This window comes from Corynebacterium sp. TUM25020, assembly GCF_056388495.1.
This window is the reverse complement of sequence record NZ_JBWJFG010000006.1, coordinates 1-23,945: the sequence shown is the minus strand read 5'-3', so window position 1 is coordinate 23,945 and position 23,945 is coordinate 1. Positions and strand designations below refer to the sequence as shown.

Below are 23,945 nucleotides of genomic sequence, written 5' to 3'. Positions count from 1 at the left end.
CATCATGTGTGAGCCTTGGCCAAGCTATGTGCACGGGTACGTTTCCCACCCTAATAAGGCGGGGTGAAACGGGCTACCGTGGGGTCGACTATGTGTGTTGTGGGGTTAATTCAGGCAGGAACGCCCTATTGTGCGGCGGGGTAATCCATCGGCGTGCCGGGGCCGAGAGGTAGGCCGACCATCCACCACAGCGCGAAGAACAGGAACCAGCCCACGAGCATTGCGATGGAATAGGGAAGTGCCAGCGACATTAGGGTTCCGATTCCCGCCTTCTTGTAGTAGCGCTGCAGGAAGGTTAGTGCCAGGGCGAAGTAGGGGCTCATCGGGGTGATGATGTTCGATGGGGAATCGCCGATACGGAACAGCATCTGCGTGACCTCGGGGGAGAAGCCTACGTACATGAACATCGGCACAACGATGGGGGCCATCAGCGCCCACTGTGCGGAGCCTGAGGTGATGAAGAGGTTGACCACCGCTACCAGAACTACAAAGGCGGCGAAGAGTAGCAGCGGCGGAAGATCGGCCTTTTGTAGCAGCTCCGCACCCTTAATTGCTGTCCAAGCTCCCAGGTTAGAGGCTTTAAACCAGGCGAGGAACTGGGAAACGGCAAAGAAGAGCACCATCATCGGCAGCAGAGACTTCAGCCCGCGAGCCATGAAGTCCGGAACGTCACTGGCTTTGGTGATGGACTTGATGCCCAGGCCGTAAATCAGGCCGAGGATAAGGAACGAAGCACCGATCGGCACGGCCACTGCAGTGATAAGTGGGCTGGACATTACCTCGCCGCCCTCGCCCTGCAGCGGAGAGAAAGGAACGAAAAGCAAGGCAAAGTAGAGTGCTGTCATCACTGCCGCAGCAAGACCGGTAACGCGCAGCGCACGCGATTCATCGTCGTCAAGCTGCAGTGCCGCAGTGATTTTCTCTTGCGGTACGTTGCCCGCGAGCTCGTCGTCCCCCTCGCGGCCGGTATTAAAGGTGACTTCCGAATAGTCGATCTCGTCGTGGTTTACCAGTTCCTGAGCTCGCTTGTTCATGTATAGCTCGGTAAGAACCGTGATGATCAGCGCCAGCACGACGGCGCTAGCGGCCACGAAGAAGTAGTTGGCCAGCGGGGAGACGTCGTACTCCTTATCTACGATGTGCGCTGCCGAGGTGGAAATTCCACCCAGCAGTACGTCGGTGATGTTGAGTACTAGCGAGGAGTTAAAGCCCGCCGAGGATGCTGCAAAGGCAACCATGGCGCCGACGATCGGGGAGCGTCCCACCGCACGGAACGAGACGGCACCGAGAGGAATCAGAATCACATACACCGCGTCGGAGGCCACGGAACCTGTTACACCTGCCAATGCCACCACAAAGGTCAGGGTTTTAGCTCCGACCCGAGAGACAATCGCGCGCACCACTGCGCTGATCAAGCCCGAGTATTCCGCCACGGCAACACCCAGCATGACAGTAATGATGAGGCCGAGCGGTGGGAAGCTGACGTAGTTCTCCACCACGCCCGAGAGGATCTCTTTTAAGCCTTCGGAGCTCAATAGGTTCACGATCTCCACGGGTTTGCCATCCTCCGGGTTGGTGGCGGTCAAACCGATTTTGTTAAAGATGAAACTGGAGATGAGAACTAGGCCGCCGAGGATAACGAACAGCCAAAAAGGGTCTGGAAGTTTGTTTCCGATTTTCTCGATCGTTCCGAGGAAGCCCCCGGGTTGGTTGTCGTTCTTCGTCGCGGTCTTCTTTTCGCTCATGAGCTCTTTCTATCCTCGCCAAATCGAGGAGGGTCGAGGAGGGTAGGGTACTGGCGCCATTTCTTTGTGACGCCAACTTCAACCGGATTAGGTTGTGACTTTACATTCTGAGGTGCGTCGGGACAGAAGATAGCCGAATTCTGGCTCTAGAAAAGCAGTCACATGAGTCACTTCAGTCGCTTTGGACTATCTTTAGCTCATTAGTTTCGCTACACTGTGTGCTCGTGATCACCTTCGAAAACGTAACCAAGAGTTATAGGTCGTCCGGGCGCCCCGCCTTGGACAACATCACCCTGGACATCGAGAAGGGTGAGTTCGTCTTCCTCATCGGACCGTCGGGCTCCGGCAAGTCGACGTTTCTGCAGTTGATTCTGCGCGAGGAAAAGCTGGATTCCGGGGACCTCCACGTCGCCGGCTATCACGTAAACAAGATCAAGGGTCGCGATGTGCCGAAGCTGCGTCAGCGCATCGGCTATGTCTTCCAAGACTTCCGTCTGCTCCCGAAGAAAACAGTCTTTGACAATGTTGCCTTTGCCCTGGAGGTTATCGGCAAGAAGCGCTCGGAGATCCAGCACCTGGTTCCAGCAGCGCTGAAGACTGTCGGTCTCGACGGAAAGGAAAACCGCTTCCCACACGAGCTGTCGGGTGGTGAGCAGCAGCGCGTGGCGATCGCGCGGGCGTCAGTAAATAAGCCTTTGGTGCTGCTGGCGGACGAGCCGACCGGCAACCTGGACCCCGATACGTCCACAGAGATCATGATGCTGTTGAACCGCATCAACCAGAACGGTACGACCGTGGTGATGTCTACTCACGACGACGTGGCCGTTGATTCCATGCGTAAGCGCGTGATCGAGCTTTCCAAGGGCAAGCTTGTGCGCGATGACGAACTAGGTATGTACGGCGTAGGCCGCTAGACCGGGCCTAGCAAAGCTAGAAGTTAATAAGGGAAACATTTATGAAAACCAACTTTGTGCTCCGCGAGGCGTTTTCGGGCCTACGCCGCAATATGACGATGACCATCGCGATGATCATCACGACCTCCATCGCCCTAGCACTGCTGGCTACCGGCTTTTTGCTCAGTGCGATGACGGAACGGACGAAGGATATTTACTTCGACCGCATCGAGGTTATGGTGCAGCTCGACGACAAAATCTCGAGCTCCGATCCCACATGTACTTCCCCGGAGTGCTCCAGTATTAAGCAGCAGCTGGAGGGTGACGAGGGCGTGAAGTCGGTGACCTTCCGCAATAAGGAACAGTCCTACGAACGCTTTGTGGAACTATTCGGAGAATCCGATCCGCAATTGGTGGAGCAGACCGAGAAAGACGCGCTGCCCGCCGCCTTCCACGTTCGCCTGACGGATCCGGAAAACGATGGCCCCATCGAAGCGCTGCGTGACAACCCGGCAGTGACGAATATCGTGGATCAAGGCGATAACCTGCAGTCTGCGATGCGAAACCTGGACTCCATCCGCAATGCGTCGTTCATCGTTGCTTTTGTGCAGGCCGTGGCTGCCATCTTCCTGATTATGAACATGGTGCAGATCACCGCCTACTCGCGCCGCAGCGAGACCAGCATTATGCGCATGGTCGGCGCTTCGCGCTGGTACACCCAAGCCCCGTTCGTGTTGGAGGCCATGATGGCCGCCCTGATCGGTGCGGTGCTGGCTGTCGCCGGGATGTTCGCAGCTAAGGTGCTGGTAGTGGACCGTGCCCTGAAGGCTGTGTACGACCAACAGTTGGTGGCGCGGGTTACTAACAGTGACCTGTGGTTGGCGGCGCCGTTTGTCGTGCTGGTTGGCGTGGTCGTCGCTGCGGTCACCGCCCAGGTGACCTTGCGCTGGTACGTGAAGAACTAACATTGACGCCTTTTCATTAGGGGAGAACCCGGTGGTAGTGTGTGTCTGTCATGGCAGCAAAAAAGAGCACTCCCACCGATTCGGGGAAATCGAAGGGGAAAAAGGGAAAGACCCCCAAGGGTCAGTTTGTCGTTGCCACTAACCGCAAGGCACGCCACGATTACCACATCATCGATACCTACGAGTGTGGCGTCGTGCTGGTGGGCACTGAAGTAAAGGCTCTGCGGGAGGGTAAGGCTTCTCTTGTGGACGCCTACGCCACCATTGATGAAGGTGAAGTCTGGCTCCGCGGTCTCCATATCCCGGAGTATTCCATGGGACATTGGACAAACCACAGTCCTCGACGTACGCGGAAGCTGCTGCTGCACCGCAGGGAAATCGACTCTTTGATGGGTAAGGTTCGTGACGGTAACAACACCTTGGTTCCGCTGCAGTTGTATTTTGTCTCTGGCAAGTTGAAGGTGGAGCTGGCACTGGCTCGCGGTAAGCAGGAGTATGACAAGCGCCAAGACATCAAGCGACGCACCGAGGAGCGCGAGATAACGCGCGAGATGGGGCGCCGAATCAAGGGGATTAAGGGCTAGGCAGTGCACGTGGAACGTTGGTCTCTTCAACACCCGGAGTTCGGGCTGCTCGAAGTAATTGTTGGGGAACCACCGGCCTTGCGTCGCATCGATCCTGACTTTCCTAAAAGCAAGAAAGAAAAATCCGCGGAAGAAACGGCGGAAAAGACAGCGGACGATGAAGTCGTGGAGGTGGACGAGGGGGCGTCCACAAGTAAAGACAGCGACCAGAGCAGCAATAAACTGGTGCAGAAATTCGCCAAGCTGGAAGAAGACCTAGATAAGAATCTAGAACTGCTGGTGCGCCGTGATGGGGTGACGATCGGACGCTTTAAGAACCTGGCTAACCAGAAACTTGACCTGGGAAAGACCGACACGACCTTAGAACCCGGGGAATACGGCGGGGAGGTGACGCTTGCGGCGCCGTACCTGGGGTGGACCTCGAATTTTCTAGATATTTGGATGCTCGAGGTAAAGGTCAAGGATGAAGAAGGGGTAGTGCACCTCGACCCGCCAGAGGGGTCGCGGGCGGCGCAGCGTTGGGCAGCGATGGAGGAATCACCGTTCAAACGCTGGTTCTATCCGCTGATTACTGGCCTAGGGAAGGGTAGCTGGGCGCTGGCCGTCATCGTGCTAGGCCCTCTGGCTTCCAAGCTGATTGCATGGTTACTTAGCTTTCTACCCGACTGGGATATCAATATTCCCTGGCCGGACATCAACCTGCCATCGATCCCGTGGCCGGACATTAATCTTCCTTCCATTCCCTGGCCGGATTGGCATTTACCGGACTGGCACCTACCCGAATGGATGGAGCCGATTCTGCGCGTGATCGGATTTATGGCCGATTACAGCAAGGTATGGGTACCGATCGTCATCGGCATCGCAGTGGGACTCATGGCAGTGAAGAACAATAGGAAGTCCAAGGAGCGTAAGGCGAAGTGGGACGAGACTGGGCTCGACTCCGCGCAGGACGCTGATCCGGAAAACGAGGCTGAAAAGTAGGGTTCTTGAACTGCCGCGGTGCAGGGGTGTAAGGTTAAATTTCCTGTTGTACAAGCGTTTCCGCAGCAGGGATCATGGGGTCGACTTGGTTTCGACTTTGTGCATTGAGCCAGGGGAAGCGTGCCGGTGAAGGCAGACGACCACCGATTTTAAGCGTCGCTGCGAATTTATAAGCGCCGAGAACACTCAGCGCGACTACGCCCTCGCTGCCTAATTACAGCGACCGCGTGTCTGTCAGCCCGGGGATGTCCCTGACCCGGTAGCTGGCATCGACTAAAGGGACTTGCCGCACGGCTTTGTTGCTTGGGCCGTGCGGGACACCTTTCGAGCAACTGGGCCCATCATCCAGGCTGGTTCGCGAGTGCTGGAGGGTCGAGCAGAGGTCATGAGCGAACTGCGCACGGAGAAGCCCTGGCGAGGTCGCAAAGGACCCGGGTTCAATTCCCGGCGGCTCCACAGAACGCATTTCCCCAGTTCAGAAATGAGCTGGGGTTTTGCCGTGCTCGATTAACAAGCTGGAATTGGAATGCCATCCGCTTTCAGATATTTAGGGAGAAAGCCATAATGTGCTTCCCAAACATGGTGCTGGTTTAGTTTATTATGCAGGGGGTTACCAGTTTCGACCCTCCGATCTAGGGCAACCGCGCATCGTTCAGCGGCTAGCTTAGAAGTGAACGCCCCCACTAGTTCTGGGTCAAAATCGTCTGCTCTTCTTTCTTCCTCCTGGGCAGGTCCAGATCGGAAAACCAGAAAGATTACATCGGAAGGGAGTTTTCTGAGTAGGGTCCTATACCAGTCTTTAATGGTTACTTCTTCAATCCAGCAGCTGTACATTTTTGATTCTACATATTCGGCCATTGCGTCTGCTTGTTTTCGATTACGTGCGACACCGACGAAGTCTTCTTGAAGAGTTTCTTTTTGGTGAGAGAAGAGTGCGAGCACGCTCGGGTATGCAGCTTTAAGCATGGGGCCTCCTCAGGCTCTACAGGAGGTGCGAAATGTATCAGTATTAATGACGGCATGATAGGTTACCCCGTTGGCGACTACTGTGCCTACCGTATTGCCGATGAAAGAAGTGTTGACTAGACCTTTACATTGGAATTCAATATTTTTTTGTTCTAGTCGCGCTGCGCCTCTGTTTGTCGAACGGGTGGGGACTCCGTGCTTAAGGCTAGCGTCTTTCCACCACAAATAATATTTATACTTTAGTCTACTTTCGTGCCGAATGGATTGAACCTTTTGGTTGCAGATGGTAACTGGTTTAAATCCAATTACTCGAGCATCCCCGTTGTTGGTCCTTGTTCTCACGTGTATATTTCTCGGAATTAGTGTACAAGGGCCAAATCTTTGAGAAAGGGCGTAAGGTTGTGTGATTTTATCCTTCTGGTTTATTATTCTTATTGCTTCGGAGGGGGTATCTGACTGAATGTACTCTATCGATTTTTCTAGTTCAGGAAGAGGGGGCTTGTTTTCAGATGTTATTGGAGTCGGAGGGCTGGGTATCGGACCGCTGCCCATTGCTATCGATATGACGCTCACGATGGATAAGAATGGGTGAAAGTGTGACATATTATCCCTTGTAGTCTGTTTTGTGTGGAATGTACTGGAGTCGGCTTTGATTGGGTGCCAAGTTTGCTTGTCTCGGTGAATAGAGCTTCAACGCTCGAGGTGAAAGACGCTGTCCATAGTATATTGCGCTTCTGAAGAGCTTGAAGGTTTTAGTGGGCAGTGTCTGGAAGAGGAGAGGTAGGAACGCATTTAGGCGAAGGTTTTCGCTGACTACAAGGAGGGCATGTGTGCCTGATCGGTTAGACTTGCCCGCATGGTAGCGCCCGAGACACAACCGCAACCCAGCTGGCGCTTTGCCGGGACCTTCCGGCCGTATCAACAGCGTATCCTCGAACGCTTCGATGACCTGAAGCAGGATCACCGCATCCACGTCGTTGCCGCGCCTGGATCCGGCAAGACGATTCTCGGCCTGGAACTTATCTGCCGCCTCGGCAAACCAGCCCTGATCCTGGCTCCCACCATCACTATCCGCGACCAGTGGATCGATCGTTTTGCAGCGCACTTCCAACACAACGGCGCATCGAACCCGCGGGAGTGGTGTTCCACCTCGCTACACAACCCGGCCTTCCTGACGGTCATCACCTACCAGGCGCTGTACTCCGCATACACCCAGGCGCTCGACGAGGAAACGGGGGAGGACTTCGCGGACCTCGACATCCTGGACGCAGTCCGCGACATCGGAACGGTGTGCCTCGACGAAGCACACCACCTGCGCTCCCAGTGGCACCGCGCCCTGACAGCCTTCATGGAACAGCTGGGCCGCCGAAAAGCAGTGCCCAACACCATCGCGCTCACGGCTACCCCGCCGTACGATTCCACCCCCAGCGAATGGCAACGCTATGAACAGCTGTGCGGCCCTATCGACGAGGAAATCTTCGCCCCCGAACTCGTGGCCGCCGGTAACCTGTGCCCGCATCAGGACTACGTCTACGTTACGAAGCCCAGCCAGGCAGAAGAGCAGGAAATCGCCGAGCTGCGTCGGCGTGGAAACGAAGTGTTAGTAGACCTGCAACGGCAGGGGATTTTGGCGCAACTGGCGGAGGATCTCGGCCAACTCACGGACGAACAGTTGCAGGTGGCCCTCGACGACGAGGAGAATTTCTACGCCCTCAAAATCCTTCTTGCCGCTGCTGGGCATCCGATTGCGCCACATGTCCAGGCGATACTCAGCGAAAAGCGCCCGGAACTCGCCGGCGAGCTGGGGCTGCAGTTCGTCATCGATCACCCCGACTTCTTCCGCGCCAGCTCTTCAGTGGCCTCCGCTCTGCGGGCCAACAATCTGCTGAACAAGGGGAAGATTTCCGTCACCGGGGAGACGAGGGTCAACAGCATCCTCACCCATTCCGCGGGCAAAATCCGCGCCGTTAGTGACATTGCCGAAGAAGAAGTCTCCGCGATGTCCGACAACCTGCGCCTGGTGATCCTCGCGGATTACGTCCAACGGGATTACCTGTCCAGCGTGGGCAGCGACGATGCCCTGGTCCACGTGGGCGTCATCCCCATCTTCGAAGCACTGCGACGGCGCGTAGGAGGTACCGCAAGGATCGCCGCCATCAGTGGTTCGGTGATCGTCATCCCGCGGGCGGCGCTGGACGAGGTGAAGCGCTTCGCGGTGGACCTCGATGGGGAAGTCACCGCCACCAAGAACCTCAACGACGAGTATGTGGAGGTGCGCTTTTCCGGCGGCACGCGGGTATCCGTTCCCGCCATTACCCGCGCCTTCCAGGAAGGACTGTTCACGATCCTGGTGGGCACCGCCGCCCTGCTGGGGGAGGGGTGGGATTCACCCTGCGCCAATGCGCTCATCATCGCCAGCTCCGTGCGGGCGTTTATGCTGACCAACCAGATGCGCGGCCGGGTGATCCGGGTGGATCCCGCCGTTCCAGATAAGACCGCGAACATTTGGCATATCGCAACGTGCGAACCGAGCCAAGGTGCCGGGCGCGGGACATGGCTCGACCAGGCGGTACAGAGCGGGGCGCAGGCGCTGAACGTCGGTGCGGGGGAGTCGCTCGAAGTCCTGGGCTCGCACGACGTGCGTTCGCTGCAGAAGCGCTTCGAGGCCTTCGTCGCGCCGCGTGCCGATGCGCCAGTGATCGAGAACGGCTTCGAGCGCTGCTTCGCCGAGCCACCCCTGCGCGCCTATCGCAGCATCGATGCTGCCAACGAACAGATGCTGGCCCGAGCCTTCCGCCGGGATCTCATGCGCAACCAGTGGCTAGAGGCATTGGGCATGGGGAATGTGCCGGATGGCCAGCCCTACGAGATGCAGTTCCACGTCGACGTTGAAAAGCCCGCCTCGGCCGGAGTAGTGCCGTACCTGGACGTTATCCTGGGCTACATCTTCTTCCTCGCGGTCATGTTCGGGCTGGCGGTGGGGCGCGTTCTGCCGCACCTCCCGGTCGGGGGACAGTGGCTGGCTTTCGGGGTGCTTGCGCTGCTCGGTGGCGCTGCGGCGCTAATGCGCACGCGGAAAGTCCAACAGCTGACAGATACCACCAAGCGCCTGAAGGCCGAGGCCACGGCGTTAGCGCGCACGCTGAGCGCACTCGGCTTGATCGAAACTCGCAACCTCATGGCCATCGTCGACGAAGGGGCTGTCGGGGCGAATGTGCGCCTGTCCGGCGGGACCTTCGCCGAAAGGAAGCTTTTTGCGGACGCCATGTCTCAGCTGTCTGGGGAAGTCCGTAACGCGCGCTATCTGATTACGCCCGCGCATCACCTCCACATCCGCGGAATCTTCTGCGCCCAGTCTGTGCCTGATGTTATCGGCACGCGCCGGGAGAACGTGGATGAATTCGTGGGGCAGTTAGAGCGCGTGGGGCTGCCGATGCGCGCGGTATTCACCCGCAATTCGGAAGGGCGGGAGTTCTTGCTGCAGGCGCGAAAGCTCAGCGGTGCCAATATTGCAGCCCGCCTGACGAAACAGACACGGCGCTACGGACGGTAGCTACTGTTGGGATTTCCTATTGTCTGGCCCCTCACACTACTCTAAGGTGCATGAACGCAGTCCTCGTTGCCGTCGTCGTCATGCTGGCCCTCGCCCTGCTTCGGGTGCATGTGGTGTTGGCGCTGTTCATCGGAGCTCTTATCGGTGGTCTCCTTAGCGGCCTTGGCCTCGATGCCACGATGGTGGCATTCCAAGAAGGCCTTTCCGGCGGCGCACAAATTGCACTGAGCTATGCCCTCCTTGGCGCCTTCGCGATGGCCGTAGCCAGCGCAGGACTGCCCAAGCTTTTGGCAGATTCGATCTTGGGGCGACTGGGCGTCACAAACGAAGAAACAAAGAGTCGCGCCGTCGCCGCAACGAAATGGCTGATGCTGGCAGGCATCCTCGCAATGGCCGTGATGAGCCAGAACCTCATCCCCGTGCACATCGCGTTCATTCCGCTGATCATTCCGCCGCTGTTGAGCGTTTTTAATAAGCTGCAGCTGGACCGCCGCCTGGTCACCTGTATCCTGACGTTCGGCCTGATCACCACGTACATGTGGATTCCGCTGGGCTTCGGTTCGATCTTCCTGAACGACATTCTGATGGCTAACATCTCCAAAGCGGGTATGAACACTGACGGCATCAACGTGATGTCGGCAATGGGAATCCCGGCGCTGGGCATGCTCTGTGGCCTGTTGGTGGCGGTGTTTATTACGTACCGCAAGCCACGCACGTACGAGGATCGCCCGATCACGGATGCCGGGACCACATCGGACGAGGAGATCTCCCGCTACAAGATCTTCGTTTCCATCATCGCGATTATCGCGACCTTCGCCGTGCAGGTAGTTATGCAGTCCATGGATATGGAGGCTAATTCGCTTCTGATCGGCGCCCTGGTTGGCTTGACGATCTTCATGGGTACCGGCGCAGTTGATTGGAAGAAGGCCGACGATGTCTTCACCGCTGGCATGCGCATGATGGCCTTGATCGGCTTCATTATGATCACCGCTCAGGGCTTCGCCGAAGTCATGAAGGCTACCGGCGAGGTCGAAAGCCTGGTCAACACCTCCGCCGATCTGTTCGCGGGCAACAAGGCCGCCGCCGCGCTGGTGATGCTGCTGGTCGGCTTGGTGGTCACCATGGGCATTGGCTCTAGCTTCTCCACCCTGCCGATTGTCGCAACGATCTACGTGCCTTTGTGCGCGTCGATGGGCTTCTCGCCGCTCGCTACTGTGGCGATCGTGGGTACTGCGGGTGCTCTTGGTGACGCCGGCTCCCCGGCCTCCGACTCGACCCTAGGCCCCACGTCGGGCCTGAACGCGGATGGCCAGCACGACCACATCCGGGATTCCGTGATCCCGACGTTCCTGCACTTCAATATTCCGCTGCTGATCGCCGGCTGGGTCGCGGCGATGGTTCTATAGCGAAGCCGCGCGCTCCAGCCGCGCTGGGGCGCCTTAGTAGCGCACCACCAGGTTGCGCGCGTCCGTCGGCCCCAGCAGGATCTCCGGCGCCAGACCGAAGTTGGTCCAGCGGGTACGGCTGGCCCAGTCCAGAGCCTCCTCACCCATGTTGTGACGGAAGTTCACGGCAATGCCGTCGGAGTAAAAGCGCAGCTGCGTGGCGCCGGTGGGCCAGTTCTTCGCCGCCGGAGTCTCCAGGAAAACCGCGTGGGTATCCAAGTCCGGCTTATCGCGGTGGGCGCGGTGGGTGTGGCCCGCCAGCACCAGCTTCACGCCCGGGGCTGCTTGGATCATCTTCTGCAGTCGGATCAAATCCGGGTCGCGCAGGATGAAAGCAGGTCCGGCGGCGTTCGACCAGCCGGCTTCGCGCGTCATGGGGTGGTGCAGCATCAGAACGGTCGGTTTGTTTGGATCGCGGCGCAGGAAGCCTTCGATCTGACGGAACTGCTGTGGCTCGATCCGCCCGCCGGACTTATCCAGCTCCGTGGAATCGATGCCGATCACGCGCACGCCCGCGGGCTCCAGATCCATCATCCAGGCCTGCTGCCGGGGTTCGAAAACATCGCCGAAGGGGTCGAAGTGCTCCTTGCCATAAGGAGTAGCAGTCTCGTATCCAGAGGAACCGTCCGCCTTGTGCGGGCGGTCGTGGTTGCCACGGGTCACGCGCCATGTGCCGGAGAACTTGTCCAGCATCTCCTTCGCACGACGGACCTCGGCCGGGCGGGCCTCGCTGGTCACATCGCCGTTGACAAACAGGTGCGTGGCTCCGTAAGCCTCGGCGGTCTGAATCACCGCGTCCAGGCACACCTCCGGGTAGGGTGCAGATTTTGGATTAGGTACCGCCGGTGGTGGAAAGCCATCGAACCACAGACCATCTTGGGCCTCACCCATGTGTAGGTCGTTTGCCACAATGACGGTCTGCAGCAGGTCACCGGATAGACGCGGCAGGGTGGTGAACTCCCGCTTGTTCTCCTGGAAGTAATTGTGCGTCGCGTTGGCTTCGACCCCGTGGGAGGAAGCGCTGAAACGATACGTCGTCTCGGGCTGCAGTCCTTCGACCGTCATGATGTGGAAGAAGGCATTCTTTTCGGAGCGGACGATCTTCGTATCCTGTGGGTTGTCCTCCGGCCACACGCGCAGCGTGCCTTCGGTCGGCATGCCCACGGGGCGTTCTGCGATGCTGACCTTCGCATCCCACGTCAGCCAGCTGATCGTCGCCGAATCCTCCGTGACAGTCACGACCTGCAGGTCGCCAGCCAGGAACTTGCCCTTCGGGCCGGAACCCTTACGGCCCATCACCCAACCGGTCTCGGAGCTACCGATGTTGCTTGGGGTGTAGCTGGCCGAGCTGGCCATATTCGGCGTATTCGCCGAACCCAGCGCCGAGCTACCGGTCAGCCCGCTGCCCGCGAGGTCGCTACCGGCCAGGCCGGAACTGCCCGCACCCGTGCCTGGAGCAGCACCCGCATTGGCAAGCGGCCCCACCACGAAGGCTGCGGAACCGGCGCTGAAGCCTAGTGCTTTGAAGAATCGGCGTCGAGAAAAAATACCTTTATTGCCCATGAGCGCACAGGGTAAAGGGCGTGCGTGACGAACAGTCGGCCTCGAGGCAGCGGGCAGGGAAAGGTCGGGCGAATACTGGGTTAACGGCTAATTGATGTTTCGCTCGTGACCCGCCCAGGCCTCTTCGCGCAGCTCGTTTTTGCGCACCTTGCCTGTGGAGGTGCGGGGAAGCTCGTCCAGAATCCGTACATCACGTGGCACCTTATAGCCCGCGATGTGGGCACGGCAGTGGGCGATCACGGCCTCTTCCACCGCGGACTGATCCGCACCATGAGCCTCCGGGCGCAGCACCACATACGCGCGTGGGCGCTCGCCCCACTTTTCATCCGGCACGCCGATCACAGCACAGTCGGAGACATCCGGATAGCTAATAACGGCCTGCTCAACCTCGATGGTGGAGATGTTCTCGCCGCCGGAAACCACCACGTCCTTCGCGCGGTCCATCAGCTGGATATAGCCATTGGGGTGCATCACGCCCAGGTCGCCGGTGTGGAACCAACCGCCACGGAAGGCATGTGCAGTGGCCTCTTCGTCGTTGAAGTACCCGGCCATGATGCCGTTACCGGTCAGCACAATCTCACCCAACGTCGCACCGTCGGCGGGTACGTCGATAAGTGCCTCGTCCTGGCCTTCCGTCGGCTCGATCACGCGCACATCCTCGTTGGTAATGGACGCCACACCCTGGCGCGCCTTCAGCACCGCGCGACGGCGAACCGTCATGTCCTCCCACTCGGGTTGTGCCTCGCAGACGGTAAACGGGCCGTAACTTTCGGTCAGACCGTAGACGTGCGTGACTTCCACGCCGATGTTCTCGCAGCGGGTGATGGTCGTCGGGCTCGGAGGTGCGCCTGCTGTGGTCACGCGCAGGTTTGTTACCCGGCGCTTGTTTTCGTCGTCTACCAGGGTGTTTAGTACAGCCGGCGCGCCACACATAGCGGTCACGCCCTCGGTGCGGATGAGTTCCCACATCTCAGGGCCACGAACCGCGCGCAGCGCCACTTGGGTTGCACTGACGGCCATAGCTGCCCAACCCGTGCACCAGCCGGAGCAGTGGAACATCGGCAGGGTCCACAGATACACCGTGTCGTGGCTGAAATGCTGGGTATGAGCCTGCCCTAGCGCGTTCAGGTATGCGCCGCGGTGGGTGTAGATCACGCCCTTCGGCTTGCCGGTTGTGCCGGAGGTGTAGTTGATTGCGATGGTTTCGTTCTCGTCACGCACGCGGTAGGGCAGAGGCTCTTCATCGCGATGCTCGGCCAGGTACTCACTAAAGGTCGTTACTAGTGACGCCCCTTCGGGGTCAGTAGCTGGGCTATCAACCTGGGGCTCCACGCCTTCCTTATTGGCGATGTACACCGCGCGGCGGAGTTTCCTTTCTCCGGAAGCGAGGATGGGGTCGATAAAATCCTTTTCTCCAATGAGTACGTCGATGGAGGCGTGATCGAGAATGTAGTTGACTTCCGCCGGAGCCAGACGGGTATTGATCGGTACGGTCACTGCACAGGCCAGCGGCACGGCGAACTGTGCCAGCAGAGCCTCGTAGCTATTGGCGGCGAGAATGCCTACACGATCGCCTTCGGCCACGTGGTCGGCGATCAGTGCGTGAGCAAAGGCTTGCGTATCTTGGTTGAACTCCGCAAAGGTGATTCGGCGTGGCCCGTCGATCGCGGCTACCTTGTCCGGGTGAACCTGGGCGGAACGCTGCAAGAAGCGCAGGGGAGTAAGTGGTGCGTTAAGGCCGTGTTGCGATGCGAAAGTCATGCCCGAGACTGTAATTTAGATCACTCCCGTGCGAGGCGAAATCATAAAAACAGAGGGACTTAGAACTGCCTGCAGGTGCCCTCATTAAAGCGCGCTGCGCCAGGGGTTCTTGGTATCGATGAGGAACTTCTCGACATCTGCCGGGCGTGCCCGCAGGGTGGGGTCGAAGGCCAAGTACGCCTTGGTTTCTCGGGCGATAAGGCCGGAGAGGATCAGCAGACCCACCAGGTTCGGTAGTGCCATCAGGCCATTGGCAATATCTGCGAAAGTCCATGCCAATCCGATCTCTGTGGTCGCGCCAACAAAGACCACACAGGTAAACAGCATGCGATAGGGCAGGGAAGCCCAGGGGCCAAAGGCCCGCTCTGCGTTGCGCTCGCCATAGTAGGACCACCCCAGGATGGTGGAGAAAGCGAAGAAGACGATGGAGAGGGAGACGATAGTGCCGCCCCACTCCGAGCCGATGCCCTTGCTGAACGCCTGAGCTGTCATGTTGGCCGCATTGTCCTCACCGGTATCCCACACACCGGTGGTGATGATCACCAGGCCGGTCATCGTCACCACAATGATCGTGTCGATAAAGGTCTGAGTCATAGACACCAGGCCTTGACGCACGGGGTGGGTGGTCTTTGCCGCTGCAGCGGCAATTGCAGCCGACCCCATGCCCGACTCATTGGAGAAAATGCCACGAGCCACACCCATTTGCATAGCCAGCATGATCCCCGAGCCTAGGAATCCACCGGTTGCAGAGGTTCCCGTAAAGGCGTCACTAAAAATAAGTCCGAAAGACGCCGGGATGTCATTGGCGTGCAGCGTCAGCACCACAAGTCCACCGCCGATATAAATAAGGATCATGAGTGGCACGAACGCCGAGGTGACCTTACCGATCGAGCCAATGCCGCCCAACAGCACCGCACCCACGAGCACGAACATCACCGCGCCGGTGACCGTGGGGCTGACATTAAAGGTATCTTCCAAACCAGCGGCAACTGCATTGCCCTGTGTTAGGTTGCCGATGCCAAAGGAGGCGATGATTGCCGCGATGGTGAAGAACCACGCGAGGAATTTTCCGAGTCCGCCGGGAATACCTAGCGACAGGTAGCGCTGCGGGCCGCCGGATACGTTGCCCTTTGAATCGGCAACGCGGAAACGCACACCCAGGAATGCCTCCGAATACTTCGAAGCCATGCCCACCAGGCCAGTAACCCACATCCAGAACAGTGCGCCGGGACCACCGACAGAAATTGCAGTGGCCACACCCACAATGTTGCCCACTCCCACGGTCGCAGCCAGGGCAGTGGTGAGCGCCTGGTACTGGGTGATGTCGCCCTCGCCGCCCTCGTCATCGCGGTCGATCAGGCCGTGCCGCAGCGCTACCCACAGTTTGCGGAATTGCACACCACGCAGGCGGAACGTGAGCCAAAGTCCGGTGAGAAGCAGCAGTGGGATGAGCAGCCACTGGCTCCACACAAACTTGTCGATCGAGTCCAGAATGTTCTGGAGGTTCTCCGCGAATGAAACGTCTTGCATGAACTACAGACAGTACGCCGGTAGCGGGGAGAGATGAAACGGTTTCCAAAAATTCCTCGATAGGTTCCGCTTTGCGGCTACCCGGTGTTAAAGAGTCATCAAGGGGGCGTTTTTCGGGTGCAAGAGCGCTGAAAAACGGTGCAGAATCGGGCACCATAAATATTGAGCACAAAAATTTGCTTTAAGGCACCACTGCTTCAGGCACCGACCGAAGGATTAAAAATGCACCCACGCGCTGGCCAGCCCGCCACCCCCGAAGACCTTACCGATATCCCGGCCCTGCTCGAGGCCTACTCCGCTACGGTTCCAAACTTGGCTGATCCGGGCCAGCGCGTCAGCTTCGGCACGTCCGGCCATCGAGGTAGCGCCTTCGACGGTGCCTTTAACGAGGCACACATCCTGGCAACCACCCAGGCCATCGTCGATTACCGCCGCGAGCAGGGAATCAACGGTCCTGTTTTTATTGGACGTGACCCGCACGCTCTATCTGAACCGGCCGAGGCTACCGCGCTGGAGGTTCTGGCTGGTAACCGCGTGACGGTCAAGGTGGATCAGGAACGCGGTTTTGTGCCCACCCCGTCTGTCAGCTTCGCGATCCTGGAGTACAACAAGCAGCTGCCCGGTGGGCCGGAAGGCAACGACGCTGGCCGCGCCGACGGTATTGTCGTGACTCCCTCTCACAACCCGCCACGTGACGGCGGCTTCAAGTACAACCCGCCGACCGGTGGGCCTGCGGATACCGACGCCACCAGCTGGATTGCCCGCCGTGCCAACGAATACCTGGACGCAAACCTCGCTGGCGTACTGCGTTCCACTTCCACCGAACTAGTGGAGAGCCACAACTACCTGGGCAACTATGTTGCCGCTCTGCCGGAGGTTATCGACATCGAGGCTATCCGCAACGCAGGCGTGCGCATCGGCGCCGATCCCATGGGTGGTGCCTCCGTGGCGTATTGGGACCGTATCGCTGATGTGCACGGCCTCGATCTCACGGTTGTCAACCCCACCATCGATCCCGCCTTCGGTTTCATGACCTTGGACTCTGACGGCAAGATCCGCATGGATTGCTCTTCGCCGTCCGCGATGGCCTCGCTGGTCGATTCTGTCGCAGGCGCCGGCGGGTCTTCCTATGACATCGCTACTGGTAATGACGCCGACTCCGACCGCCACGGAATCGTCACCCCAGACGCAGGCCTGATGAACCCAAATCACTACCTTGCCGTGGCCATCGAATACCTCTTTAGTCACCGTGAGAACTGGCCGCAAGAGGCCGCCGTGGGCAAGACCCTGGTGAGCTCCTCGATGATTGACCGCGTTGTGGCTCGTATGGGACGCAACCTGATGGAGGTTCCGGTCGGGTTCAAGTGGTTCGTGCCGGGGCTGGTCAATGGATCCGTGGGCTTTGGCGGAGAAGAATCCGCAGGTGCTTCCTTTCTACGTCGCAACGGGCAGGTCTGGTCCACTGATAAGGACGGCATCATCGCTGACCTGTTGGCGTCCGAAATTAAGGCAACGACCGGCAAGAGCCCTTCAGAGCGTTATCGGGAGCTGGCCGAGGAACTAGGCGCGCCGCAGTACAAGCGCATCGATGCCCCGGCCAACCGTGAGCAGAAGGAGCGTCTGAAGAAGCTCAGCGCCAACGACGTAGAAGCAACCGAATTGGCGGGGGAGAAGATCGAGTCGATCTTGACGGAGGCTCCAGGCAACGGCGCGGCTATTGGGGGAGTGAAGGTGACCACTGAAAACGCTTGGTTTGCCGCCCGCCCAAGCGGTACGGAGGACAAGTACAAGATTTATGCTGAGTCCTTTAACGGTGCCGACCACCTGGAGAAGGTGCTGGAGGAGGCGCAGGTTGTCGTGGATGGCGTGCTGGGCTAGACCCACAACATTGGGGCGGCCTCTTCCCTGGGGCAATCGCTGCAGGTTTGCGTAAAATCACGGGGTCGATTCAGTGTTTTGCCAGACTCTTGCGATACCCTCATGCGCAGTAGACACGTCACCATTTCGGAAAGGAACACTCGGTGAGCCAAAAGATTAAGGCCCCTAATGCATCTAAAGGGGGCAACGGCTTCCTGTGGGGAATCATTGCAATTCTCGTCATTGCAGCTGTAGCCATTGGTTTCATTGTGTACAACAACCAGAAGCACAAGGTCGATAACATCAGCCTGCCGAACGACGAGGTAAAGGTGAAGATGACGGCCAAGGACAGCATCGTCACCCTGGAAGCAGAGAATGCAGGCGACAACGTGCCGACCGTCGAGGTCTTCGAGGATTTCAGCTGCCACTACTGCGCGCAGCTGGAGACTGCCTCTAGCGACGATGTGAAGAAGGCACTGGAAGACGGCAAGGTGAAGGTGGAGTTCCGCTTCCTGAACTTCCTGGATCGTGGCGACGAGTCCGGTCCTTCCACCCGTGGTGCGGCTGTCGCCTGGGCAGTGGCAAAGACTGGTGACGTGGATGCGTTTTGGAACCTTCACCGCCTGATGATGGAAGAGCAGTCCACCGTTACCCGTCAGTGGGAGTGGGACGATCTGGCTAACGCTGCAGACAAGATGGGCGTCGACGGCGGCGTGGTTGACAAGATTCGTGACAAGTCCGTTAAGGACGAGGGGGCGAAGATCTCCCGCGAGAATGACAAGGAAGTCGAAAAGCGAGAGGGTGACGTCTCCTCGCCATTGCTGTACAAGAATGGCAAGCGCTTCGACCCGCCGATGAATCCGGATGAGACTCTGGGCTCCTGGGTTCCGAATGTGCTGGAAGGCAAATAGCGCTCAAGCGATTGCTACCCCAGCGCAACCAGGCGATTTGGAGAAGTTAATTCCAGTGTTGTAGCTTTAACACCGTTCGCTTCACAGGGATTTAGAAGTAAATCGCCTGGTAGGCAGCGGGGCTATGGCGCAGCTGGTAGCGCACCACACTGGCAGTGTGGGGGTCACGGGTTCGAATCCCGTTAGCTCCACTGGATTCCAACCCCCGGTCTTCACCGACCGGGGGTTTTGTTGTATCTGTCACCGCTGGAAAAGGGGAGTAGCGCGGGGTTAGGGTTAAGTAAAGAAAAGTGTGTCTTTTCCGGGCGTGTTGCGGTTATTTGATCCAGCCTTTTTGGATGCCGAGGTTGTGTTGGTAGCTGGTGTCGATGGCGGTGTCGTATTCTGCTGGTGCACCGATGTCATTGGTAGTGGCTGTGGTGTTGTGGGTGATCAGGTCTGTTGCTGTGGAAAGTGCGTCTTGACCCCATCGTTGGTCCCTGGCGATCTTGACCGGATCGTCAGGGACTTCTGTATGTAGATACAGCCACCAATCCGGGTTAAGGGTCAAAATGTGTGTCTGGCTCGGCGTGTCGCGGGGGTTAGATTTGGCCTTTTTGAATGCCGATTGAGTGGGTGTAGTCGGTGTCGATAGCGTTGTCGTAGAGGGCTGGGCGTCCTGTTTCGTGGTCGGCTTGGTTCTCGGTTTGGGTCAGGGTGGATACTTTGGCGAGTTGGCCCTGGCCCCAGTCGGACTGCCTGGCGATTCGTACTGGATCGTCAGGCAGTTCCGTTTTTAAGTAGAGCCACCAATCCAGCATGCGGCGTTGTCGTTCGCCTGATCTGCCGCGGTGGGTTCTGGCGAGCAGTTTGAGCTGGGCGTTGATGCCGCCTTCTAAGCTGTTGGTGGTGGATTTGATCCGCTCGGGCGCAAGGACTCCTGCTGGCGGGTTGAGGTAGACAAACAGCATCTCGGACCGCCAAAGATGGTTGAGGCTGTTGTAGGCCTTGCGCACGTTGTGGTGGGTCCACACGCGGGTCCATGCACCTGTTTTGGGGTCTTTGATCATGGTTTTCTCGTTCATCCATTCCCGGTAGATCGTTGAAAACTCGTGCAGTTGCACACCCCACGCGGCGGCTTCATCCAGTGTGGTGATCCGGGTCAGTTTCAGCGCAAGTCGGTAGATGGTGCGCCCGGCATCGGTGCGTGGGTTGGTGGTGGTGTAGCGGCGGACCACGCGTTGGGCGTGGACGAGGCAGCGTTGAATTTCGTAGTCGGCCAGCACTTTTTGATTGCGCTGTATGCGCCTTGGCCGCCGTCGATGACGGCGATGAGTGGGGCTTCGATGCGTTCAAGCAGCAGTTGGTAGTCGCGGGTGGTTTCGTGTTTGCACCAGTGCCAGGCGATCACGTGGTCGATGGTCGCCGCGACGATCAGGCAGCCACCGGCGGTGTAGGTGCCATCGAGAAATACCTGGTCGTAGATCCGCTTGTGGTGGCCGGCGGTGGGGTCAGGCACATCAACGAGCCAGCACCACTTGAAGCGCCGCTTCATGGTGGCGCGGCTAACACCGTTTCGTTTGGCTAGGTCGTCGAGTGATATTGCGGTGGTGCAATGCTCGATGAACTGGGTGAACACTGCCGCGTTGGTGATGTCGTTTCGACGTTTGACGCTGGAGGCGCCGCATTGTTTGCAGCGCCATCTGGTGGTGCCTTTGCTGGTGGTGCCGTTGCGTTTCATTTCACCGCCGCAGTGGCAGCGTGGTTGGTTCTTCGACATTGCGACACCACACCACGCCGCGCATAGCACATCACGGCTGCCACACCGAGGATTTCCCGTCGGGGGCTAGATATATGCTTCCGGAGCATATACTTTCCGGAAACCTACAGGTCAATCCGTGAAAATCCGCGATTCCGGACACACTTTTTGACCCTTAACCCAGATTGCACGCGTGGGGATTGAGGGTGTGAATCCCACTGTCGTGGGTTTGATGAGGTAGTCGATGTTGCGGAAGCTTTGGCATCGGCGTGCGTTGTGCTCCGTACGTTGTTTCAAAAACGGGTTTCATCAAACGGAACAAAACCTGGGACACTTCATATCCCACCCCAGGCCTAATGACTTGGGTGCAGCGGCAACGCTCATCCGATTTAGGCAGAGTCGTTGCAGGATCCAGTGGGTCACCTGGTCCGTGGTCTTTGAATTGTCGGGCGCGCAGGCAAGGCCAGCACGGAAGATCTTCTGCAAGCAACGCTTGTTGGTGCACCGGTAGCGTGGAAGGCGCACATGAAGTTGTTGGGTGGCCGACGATGGGCAGATCGACCAGGCTGCGGATGACGTGGTCGCGGAATACTCCAGGCTGCCCGCAGGTAGGGCATTCATTGATCGGCTCGACGGGTTCGGCTTCAATAACAGTGACGTCACCGTTTTCTGTGGCACCGGTGATAGTAGTTCCTAGTTTTGCGGTGCGGCAGATGGTATCGACGATGACATTTCCGTTAGGCTGCACAGTAGGTCCTTAGTTTTGTACGGATGGATTAGATACCTTTTTCCTACAAAGCCAAGGACCCCAATATCTTGTGCCACGCCCGAACCCCCGGCGAACTAATCAATGCACTCTAAAACCGGAAGAGCCCTTTTAGTACTACTGGTGGATTTCGGTTTTGGTGGGGATTAACGCCGCCGGCTTCGGTTTTTCCGTTGAGGAGGTCGTTGACTACTTCCCGATGGTGAAATGGGTCGATGGTGAGGTAGAGAGGAACCAGTCACCTGGAAGAGATCGATCCAGTCGTTGGTGTGCAATCTGGGAGGTAGGGTCGCGGGGTCGATTCCTCGCGAGCGCAACCATGATTGTGTTTCTGAACGTGATGAAAACAACCCTGCCCTTCGGAGAATTTCCCCTATCCCGCGTCCCCGGGCAGTGAAAACGGTGTGCACCATCGCCTGAAAGGCTTTGCGCTGCTCTATCGGAATCTTCGGGTCACCCACCCGGCGGATCACTAAGATCCCCCCGTCAACGTTTGGCTGTGGCCGGAAAGCAGGCCTTGGTACCCGAGAACCCAGGTGAAATGTGAACCATGGGGACCACTGAGCCGTCATCATCGTGCTTGCGCCTACCCCGGCCCGGCGGCGAGCGACTTCCCACTGCATGAGGAGTACAGCGTCAGTCCATGCTGGCGCATGCAGCAACTTTCGAAGAATGGCAGTGGTGAGGTGAAAGGGAATGTTTCCCACAATGACGCAGGGAGTGGCGGGTAACCGGAAGTTAAGGAAATCATCATGGACCACTTCGACCGCCGCCGAGGAGGTTTCTTGTGTGATTTTGGCAGCTAGTTTTGCGTCCACTTCAACTGCCGTTATCGCCCTCCCCAAGTGGGCCATCGGGTGAGTGAGGGCACCGCTTCCTGGTCCGATCTCAATGATGGGGCCGGAGGTTTGTTTCACAAGGTCGATGATGGAGTTGATGATCTTGTGGTTGGTGAGAAAATTTTGGCCATGCTCGTGACGGCCGTGTCCGTATGCAGACATCAGGTGTGCTCCTTGGATTTGAAAGGGAGCCGGGCATGACAAATAGCCGCCCGGCTAAAGGACCGGAGCGGTTTTTAACCTACGGGGTAGGAAACCGCCTTAGCGGTTGGTGCGCAACCGCAAGAAAGCGGTACCTGAAATCAACATGGGTCTAATTATATCCATTTAAAGGGTTAAGGGTCAAAATGTGTGTCTGGCTCGGCGTGTCGCGGGGGTTAGATTTGGCCTTTTTGAATGCCGATTGAGTGGGTGTAGTCGGTGTCGATAGCGTTGTCGTAGAGGGCTGGGCGTCCTGTTTCGTGGTCGGCTTGGTTCTCGGTTTGGGTCAGGGTGGATACTTTGGCGAGTTGGCCCTGGCCCCAGTCGGACTGCCTGGCGATTCGTACTGGATCGTCAGGCAGTTCCGTTTTTAAGTAGAGCCACCAATCCAGCATGCGGCGTTGTCGTTCGCCTGATCTGCCGCGGTGGGTTCTGGCGAGCAGTTTGAGCTGGGCGTTGATGCCGCCTTCTAAGCTGTTGGTGGTGGATTTGATCCGCTCGGGCGCAAGGACTCCTGCTGGCGGGTTGAGGTAGACAAACAGCATCTCGGACCGCCAAAGATGGTTGAGGCTGTTGTAGGCCTTGCGCACGTTGTGGTGGGTCCACACGCGGGTCCATGCACCTGTTTTGGGGTCTTTGATCATGGTTTTCTCGTTCATCCATTCCCGGTAGATCGTTGAAAACTCGTGCAGTTGCACACCCCACGCGGCGGCTTCATCCAGTGTGGTGATCCGGGTCAGTTTCAGCGCAAGTCGGTAGATGGTGCGCCCGGCATCGGTGCGTGGGTTGGTGGTGGTGTAGCGGCGGACCACGCGTTGGGCGTGGACGAGGCAGCGTTGAATTTCGTAGTCGGCCAGCACTTTTTGATTGCGCTGTATGCGCCTTGGCCGCCGTCGATGACGGCGATGAGTGGGGCTTCGATGCGTTCAAGCAGCAGTTGGTAGTCGCGGGTGGTTTCGTGTTTGCACCAGTGCCAGGCGATCACGTGGTCGATGGTCGCCGCGACGATCAGGCAGCCACCGGCGGTGTAGGTGCCATCGAGAAATACCTGGTCGTAGATCCGCTTGTGGTGGCCGGCGGTGGGGTCAGGCACATCAACGAGCCAGCACCACTTGAAGCGCCGCTTCATGGTGGCGCGGCTAACACCGTTTCGTTTGGCTAGGTCGTCGAGTGATATTGCGGTGGTGCAATGCTCGATGAACTGGGTGAACACTGCCGCGTTGGTGATGTCGTTTCGACGTTTGACGCTGGAGGCGCCGCATTGTTTGCAGCGCCATCTGGTGGTGCCTTTGCTGGTGGTGCCGTTGCGTTTCATTTCACCGCCGCAGTGGCAGCGTGGTTGGTTCTTCGACATTGCGACACCACACCACGCCGCGCATAGCACATCACGGCTGCCACACCGAGGATTTCCCGTCGGGGGCTAGATATATGCTTCCGGAGCATATACTTTCCGGAAACCTACAGGTCAATCCGTGAAAATCCGCGATTCCGGACACACTTTTTGACCCTTAACCCACCAACACTGTGCGTTGATGCGGTAGTGATAGTCCGCGGTGTCTGCGGGCTAGTTCTTTTATGGGGGCGTTGATGCCACCTTCGAGGCTGTTTGTTGTTGCTGCAAGGTTGTCGGGGTCGATGGTTGTTGGT

Annotated in this window: 15 protein-coding genes, 1 tRNA gene, 1 other RNA gene and 5 pseudogenes; 10 read left to right on the top strand and 12 right to left on the bottom strand. The window is 58.2% G+C overall.

Annotated features, from left to right (window positions below; translation table 11 throughout):
* Window positions 1-125: 125 nt before the first annotated feature.
* Window positions 126-1,745 carry an AbgT family transporter gene (locus tag AC05K6_RS07805; RefSeq protein WP_192816803.1) on the bottom strand — a complete coding sequence of 540 codons (1,620 nt, stop codon included), beginning with the start codon at window positions 1,743-1,745 and terminating at the stop codon, window positions 126-128.
* 224 nt (window positions 1,746-1,969) lie between these two features.
* Here AC05K6_RS07805 and ftsE point away from each other — a divergent pair, with 224 nt between their 5' ends.
* The 5 genes from ftsE to ssrA all read left to right on the top strand — a co-directional run bounded on the left by ftsE (window position 1,970) and on the right by ssrA (window position 5,627).
* On the top strand, window positions 1,970-2,659 hold the full coding sequence (ftsE, locus tag AC05K6_RS07800) for a cell division ATP-binding protein FtsE (RefSeq protein WP_034975322.1): 690 nt from the start codon (window positions 1,970-1,972) through the stop codon (window positions 2,657-2,659).
* Between the two features lie 41 nt (window positions 2,660-2,700).
* Window positions 2,701-3,603 (top strand): permease-like cell division protein FtsX, encoded by a 903-nt coding sequence (gene ftsX / locus AC05K6_RS07795; protein ID WP_034975291.1) that lies wholly within the window; start codon window positions 2,701-2,703, stop codon window positions 3,601-3,603.
* Window positions 3,604-3,653: 50 nt separating this feature from the next.
* Entirely contained in the window at window positions 3,654-4,187 is a 534-nt protein-coding gene (smpB, locus tag AC05K6_RS07790) for an SsrA-binding protein SmpB (RefSeq protein WP_034975289.1), read from the top strand.
* Window positions 4,188-4,196: 9 nt separating this feature from the next.
* A complete protein-coding gene (locus tag AC05K6_RS07785; RefSeq protein ID WP_246817852.1) occupies window positions 4,197-5,168 on the top strand; it encodes a hypothetical protein in 972 nt (323 codons plus the stop codon).
* 76 nt (window positions 5,169-5,244) lie between these two features.
* Window positions 5,245-5,627, top strand: a transfer-messenger RNA (tmRNA) gene (gene ssrA, locus AC05K6_RS07780).
* A 48-nt stretch (window positions 5,628-5,675) separates the two neighbouring features.
* On the opposite strand, the gene AC05K6_RS07775 is transcribed toward ssrA, so the two are convergent.
* Window positions 5,676-6,110: a hypothetical protein gene (locus AC05K6_RS07775; RefSeq protein WP_476728241.1), complete on the bottom strand. Its 435-nt coding sequence runs from the start codon at window positions 6,108-6,110 to the stop codon at window positions 5,676-5,678.
* Between the two features lie 880 nt (window positions 6,111-6,990).
* On the opposite strand from AC05K6_RS07775, the gene AC05K6_RS07770 reads away from it, so the two are divergent.
* Both AC05K6_RS07770 and AC05K6_RS07765 read left to right on the top strand, forming a co-directional pair.
* On the top strand, window positions 6,991-9,687 hold the full coding sequence (locus AC05K6_RS07770) for a DEAD/DEAH box helicase family protein (protein ID WP_293791916.1): 2,697 nt from the start codon (window positions 6,991-6,993) through the stop codon (window positions 9,685-9,687).
* Between the two features lie 50 nt (window positions 9,688-9,737).
* Window positions 9,738-11,093 carry a Na+/H+ antiporter family protein gene (locus AC05K6_RS07765; RefSeq protein ID WP_034975140.1) on the top strand — a complete coding sequence of 452 codons (1,356 nt, stop codon included), beginning with the start codon at window positions 9,738-9,740 and terminating at the stop codon, window positions 11,091-11,093.
* Between the two features lie 33 nt (window positions 11,094-11,126).
* On the opposite strand, the gene AC05K6_RS07760 is transcribed toward AC05K6_RS07765, so the two are convergent.
* The 3 genes from AC05K6_RS07760 to AC05K6_RS07750 form a co-directional block, all read right to left on the bottom strand.
* Window positions 11,127-12,695, bottom strand: coding sequence for a metallophosphoesterase (locus tag AC05K6_RS07760; RefSeq protein WP_476728240.1), 1,569 nt, complete (start codon window positions 12,693-12,695; stop codon window positions 11,127-11,129).
* An 87-nt stretch (window positions 12,696-12,782) separates the two neighbouring features.
* On the bottom strand, window positions 12,783-14,456 hold the full coding sequence (locus tag AC05K6_RS07755) for an AMP-binding protein (RefSeq protein ID WP_476728239.1): 1,674 nt from the start codon (window positions 14,454-14,456) through the stop codon (window positions 12,783-12,785).
* 84 nt (window positions 14,457-14,540) lie between these two features.
* Complete coding sequence (locus tag AC05K6_RS07750; RefSeq protein WP_476728238.1) at window positions 14,541-15,986, bottom strand: alanine/glycine:cation symporter family protein; 1,446 nt, start codon at window positions 15,984-15,986, stop codon at window positions 14,541-14,543.
* 222 nt (window positions 15,987-16,208) lie between these two features.
* On the opposite strand from AC05K6_RS07750, the gene pgm reads away from it, so the two are divergent.
* The 3 genes from pgm to AC05K6_RS07735 all read left to right on the top strand — a co-directional run bounded on the left by pgm (window position 16,209) and on the right by AC05K6_RS07735 (window position 18,945).
* The gene (pgm, locus tag AC05K6_RS07745) at window positions 16,209-17,864 is read left to right on the top strand and encodes a phosphoglucomutase (alpha-D-glucose-1,6-bisphosphate-dependent) (RefSeq protein WP_476728237.1); all 1,656 of its coding nucleotides are present in this window, start codon (window positions 16,209-16,211) and stop codon (window positions 17,862-17,864) included.
* A gap of 143 nt (window positions 17,865-18,007) precedes the next feature.
* Window positions 18,008-18,754, top strand: a complete 747-nt coding sequence (locus AC05K6_RS07740; RefSeq protein WP_034987101.1) for a DsbA family protein — start codon at window positions 18,008-18,010, stop codon at window positions 18,752-18,754.
* Between the two features lie 118 nt (window positions 18,755-18,872).
* A tRNA-Ala gene (locus tag AC05K6_RS07735) sits at window positions 18,873-18,945 on the top strand.
* Between the two features lie 125 nt (window positions 18,946-19,070).
* Here the strand turns inward: AC05K6_RS07735 and AC05K6_RS07730 are convergent.
* The 7 genes and pseudogenes from AC05K6_RS07730 to AC05K6_RS07700 form a co-directional block, all read right to left on the bottom strand.
* Window positions 19,071-19,289, bottom strand: a pseudogene (locus AC05K6_RS07730) (IS1249 family transposase); the annotation flags it as partial.
* A 46-nt stretch (window positions 19,290-19,335) separates the two neighbouring features.
* Window positions 19,336-20,513 (bottom strand): annotated as a pseudogene (locus tag AC05K6_RS07725) (IS256-like element IS1249 family transposase).
* Window positions 20,514-20,822: 309 nt separating this feature from the next.
* Window positions 20,823-21,240, bottom strand: a pseudogene (locus AC05K6_RS07720) (transposase family protein); the annotation flags it as partial.
* A 164-nt stretch (window positions 21,241-21,404) separates the two neighbouring features.
* Window positions 21,405-22,259, bottom strand: a complete 855-nt coding sequence (gene erm / locus AC05K6_RS07715) for a 23S ribosomal RNA methyltransferase Erm (protein ID WP_016459102.1) — start codon at window positions 22,257-22,259, stop codon at window positions 21,405-21,407.
* A gap of 99 nt (window positions 22,260-22,358) precedes the next feature.
* Window positions 22,359-22,406, bottom strand: coding sequence for an erythromycin resistance leader peptide (locus AC05K6_RS07710; RefSeq protein ID WP_011116968.1), 48 nt, complete (start codon window positions 22,404-22,406; stop codon window positions 22,359-22,361).
* Between the two features lie 68 nt (window positions 22,407-22,474).
* A pseudogene (locus tag AC05K6_RS07705) lies at window positions 22,475-23,652 on the bottom strand (IS256-like element IS1249 family transposase).
* Window positions 23,653-23,815: 163 nt separating this feature from the next.
* Window positions 23,816-23,945, bottom strand: a pseudogene (locus tag AC05K6_RS07700) (IS1249 family transposase); the annotation flags it as partial.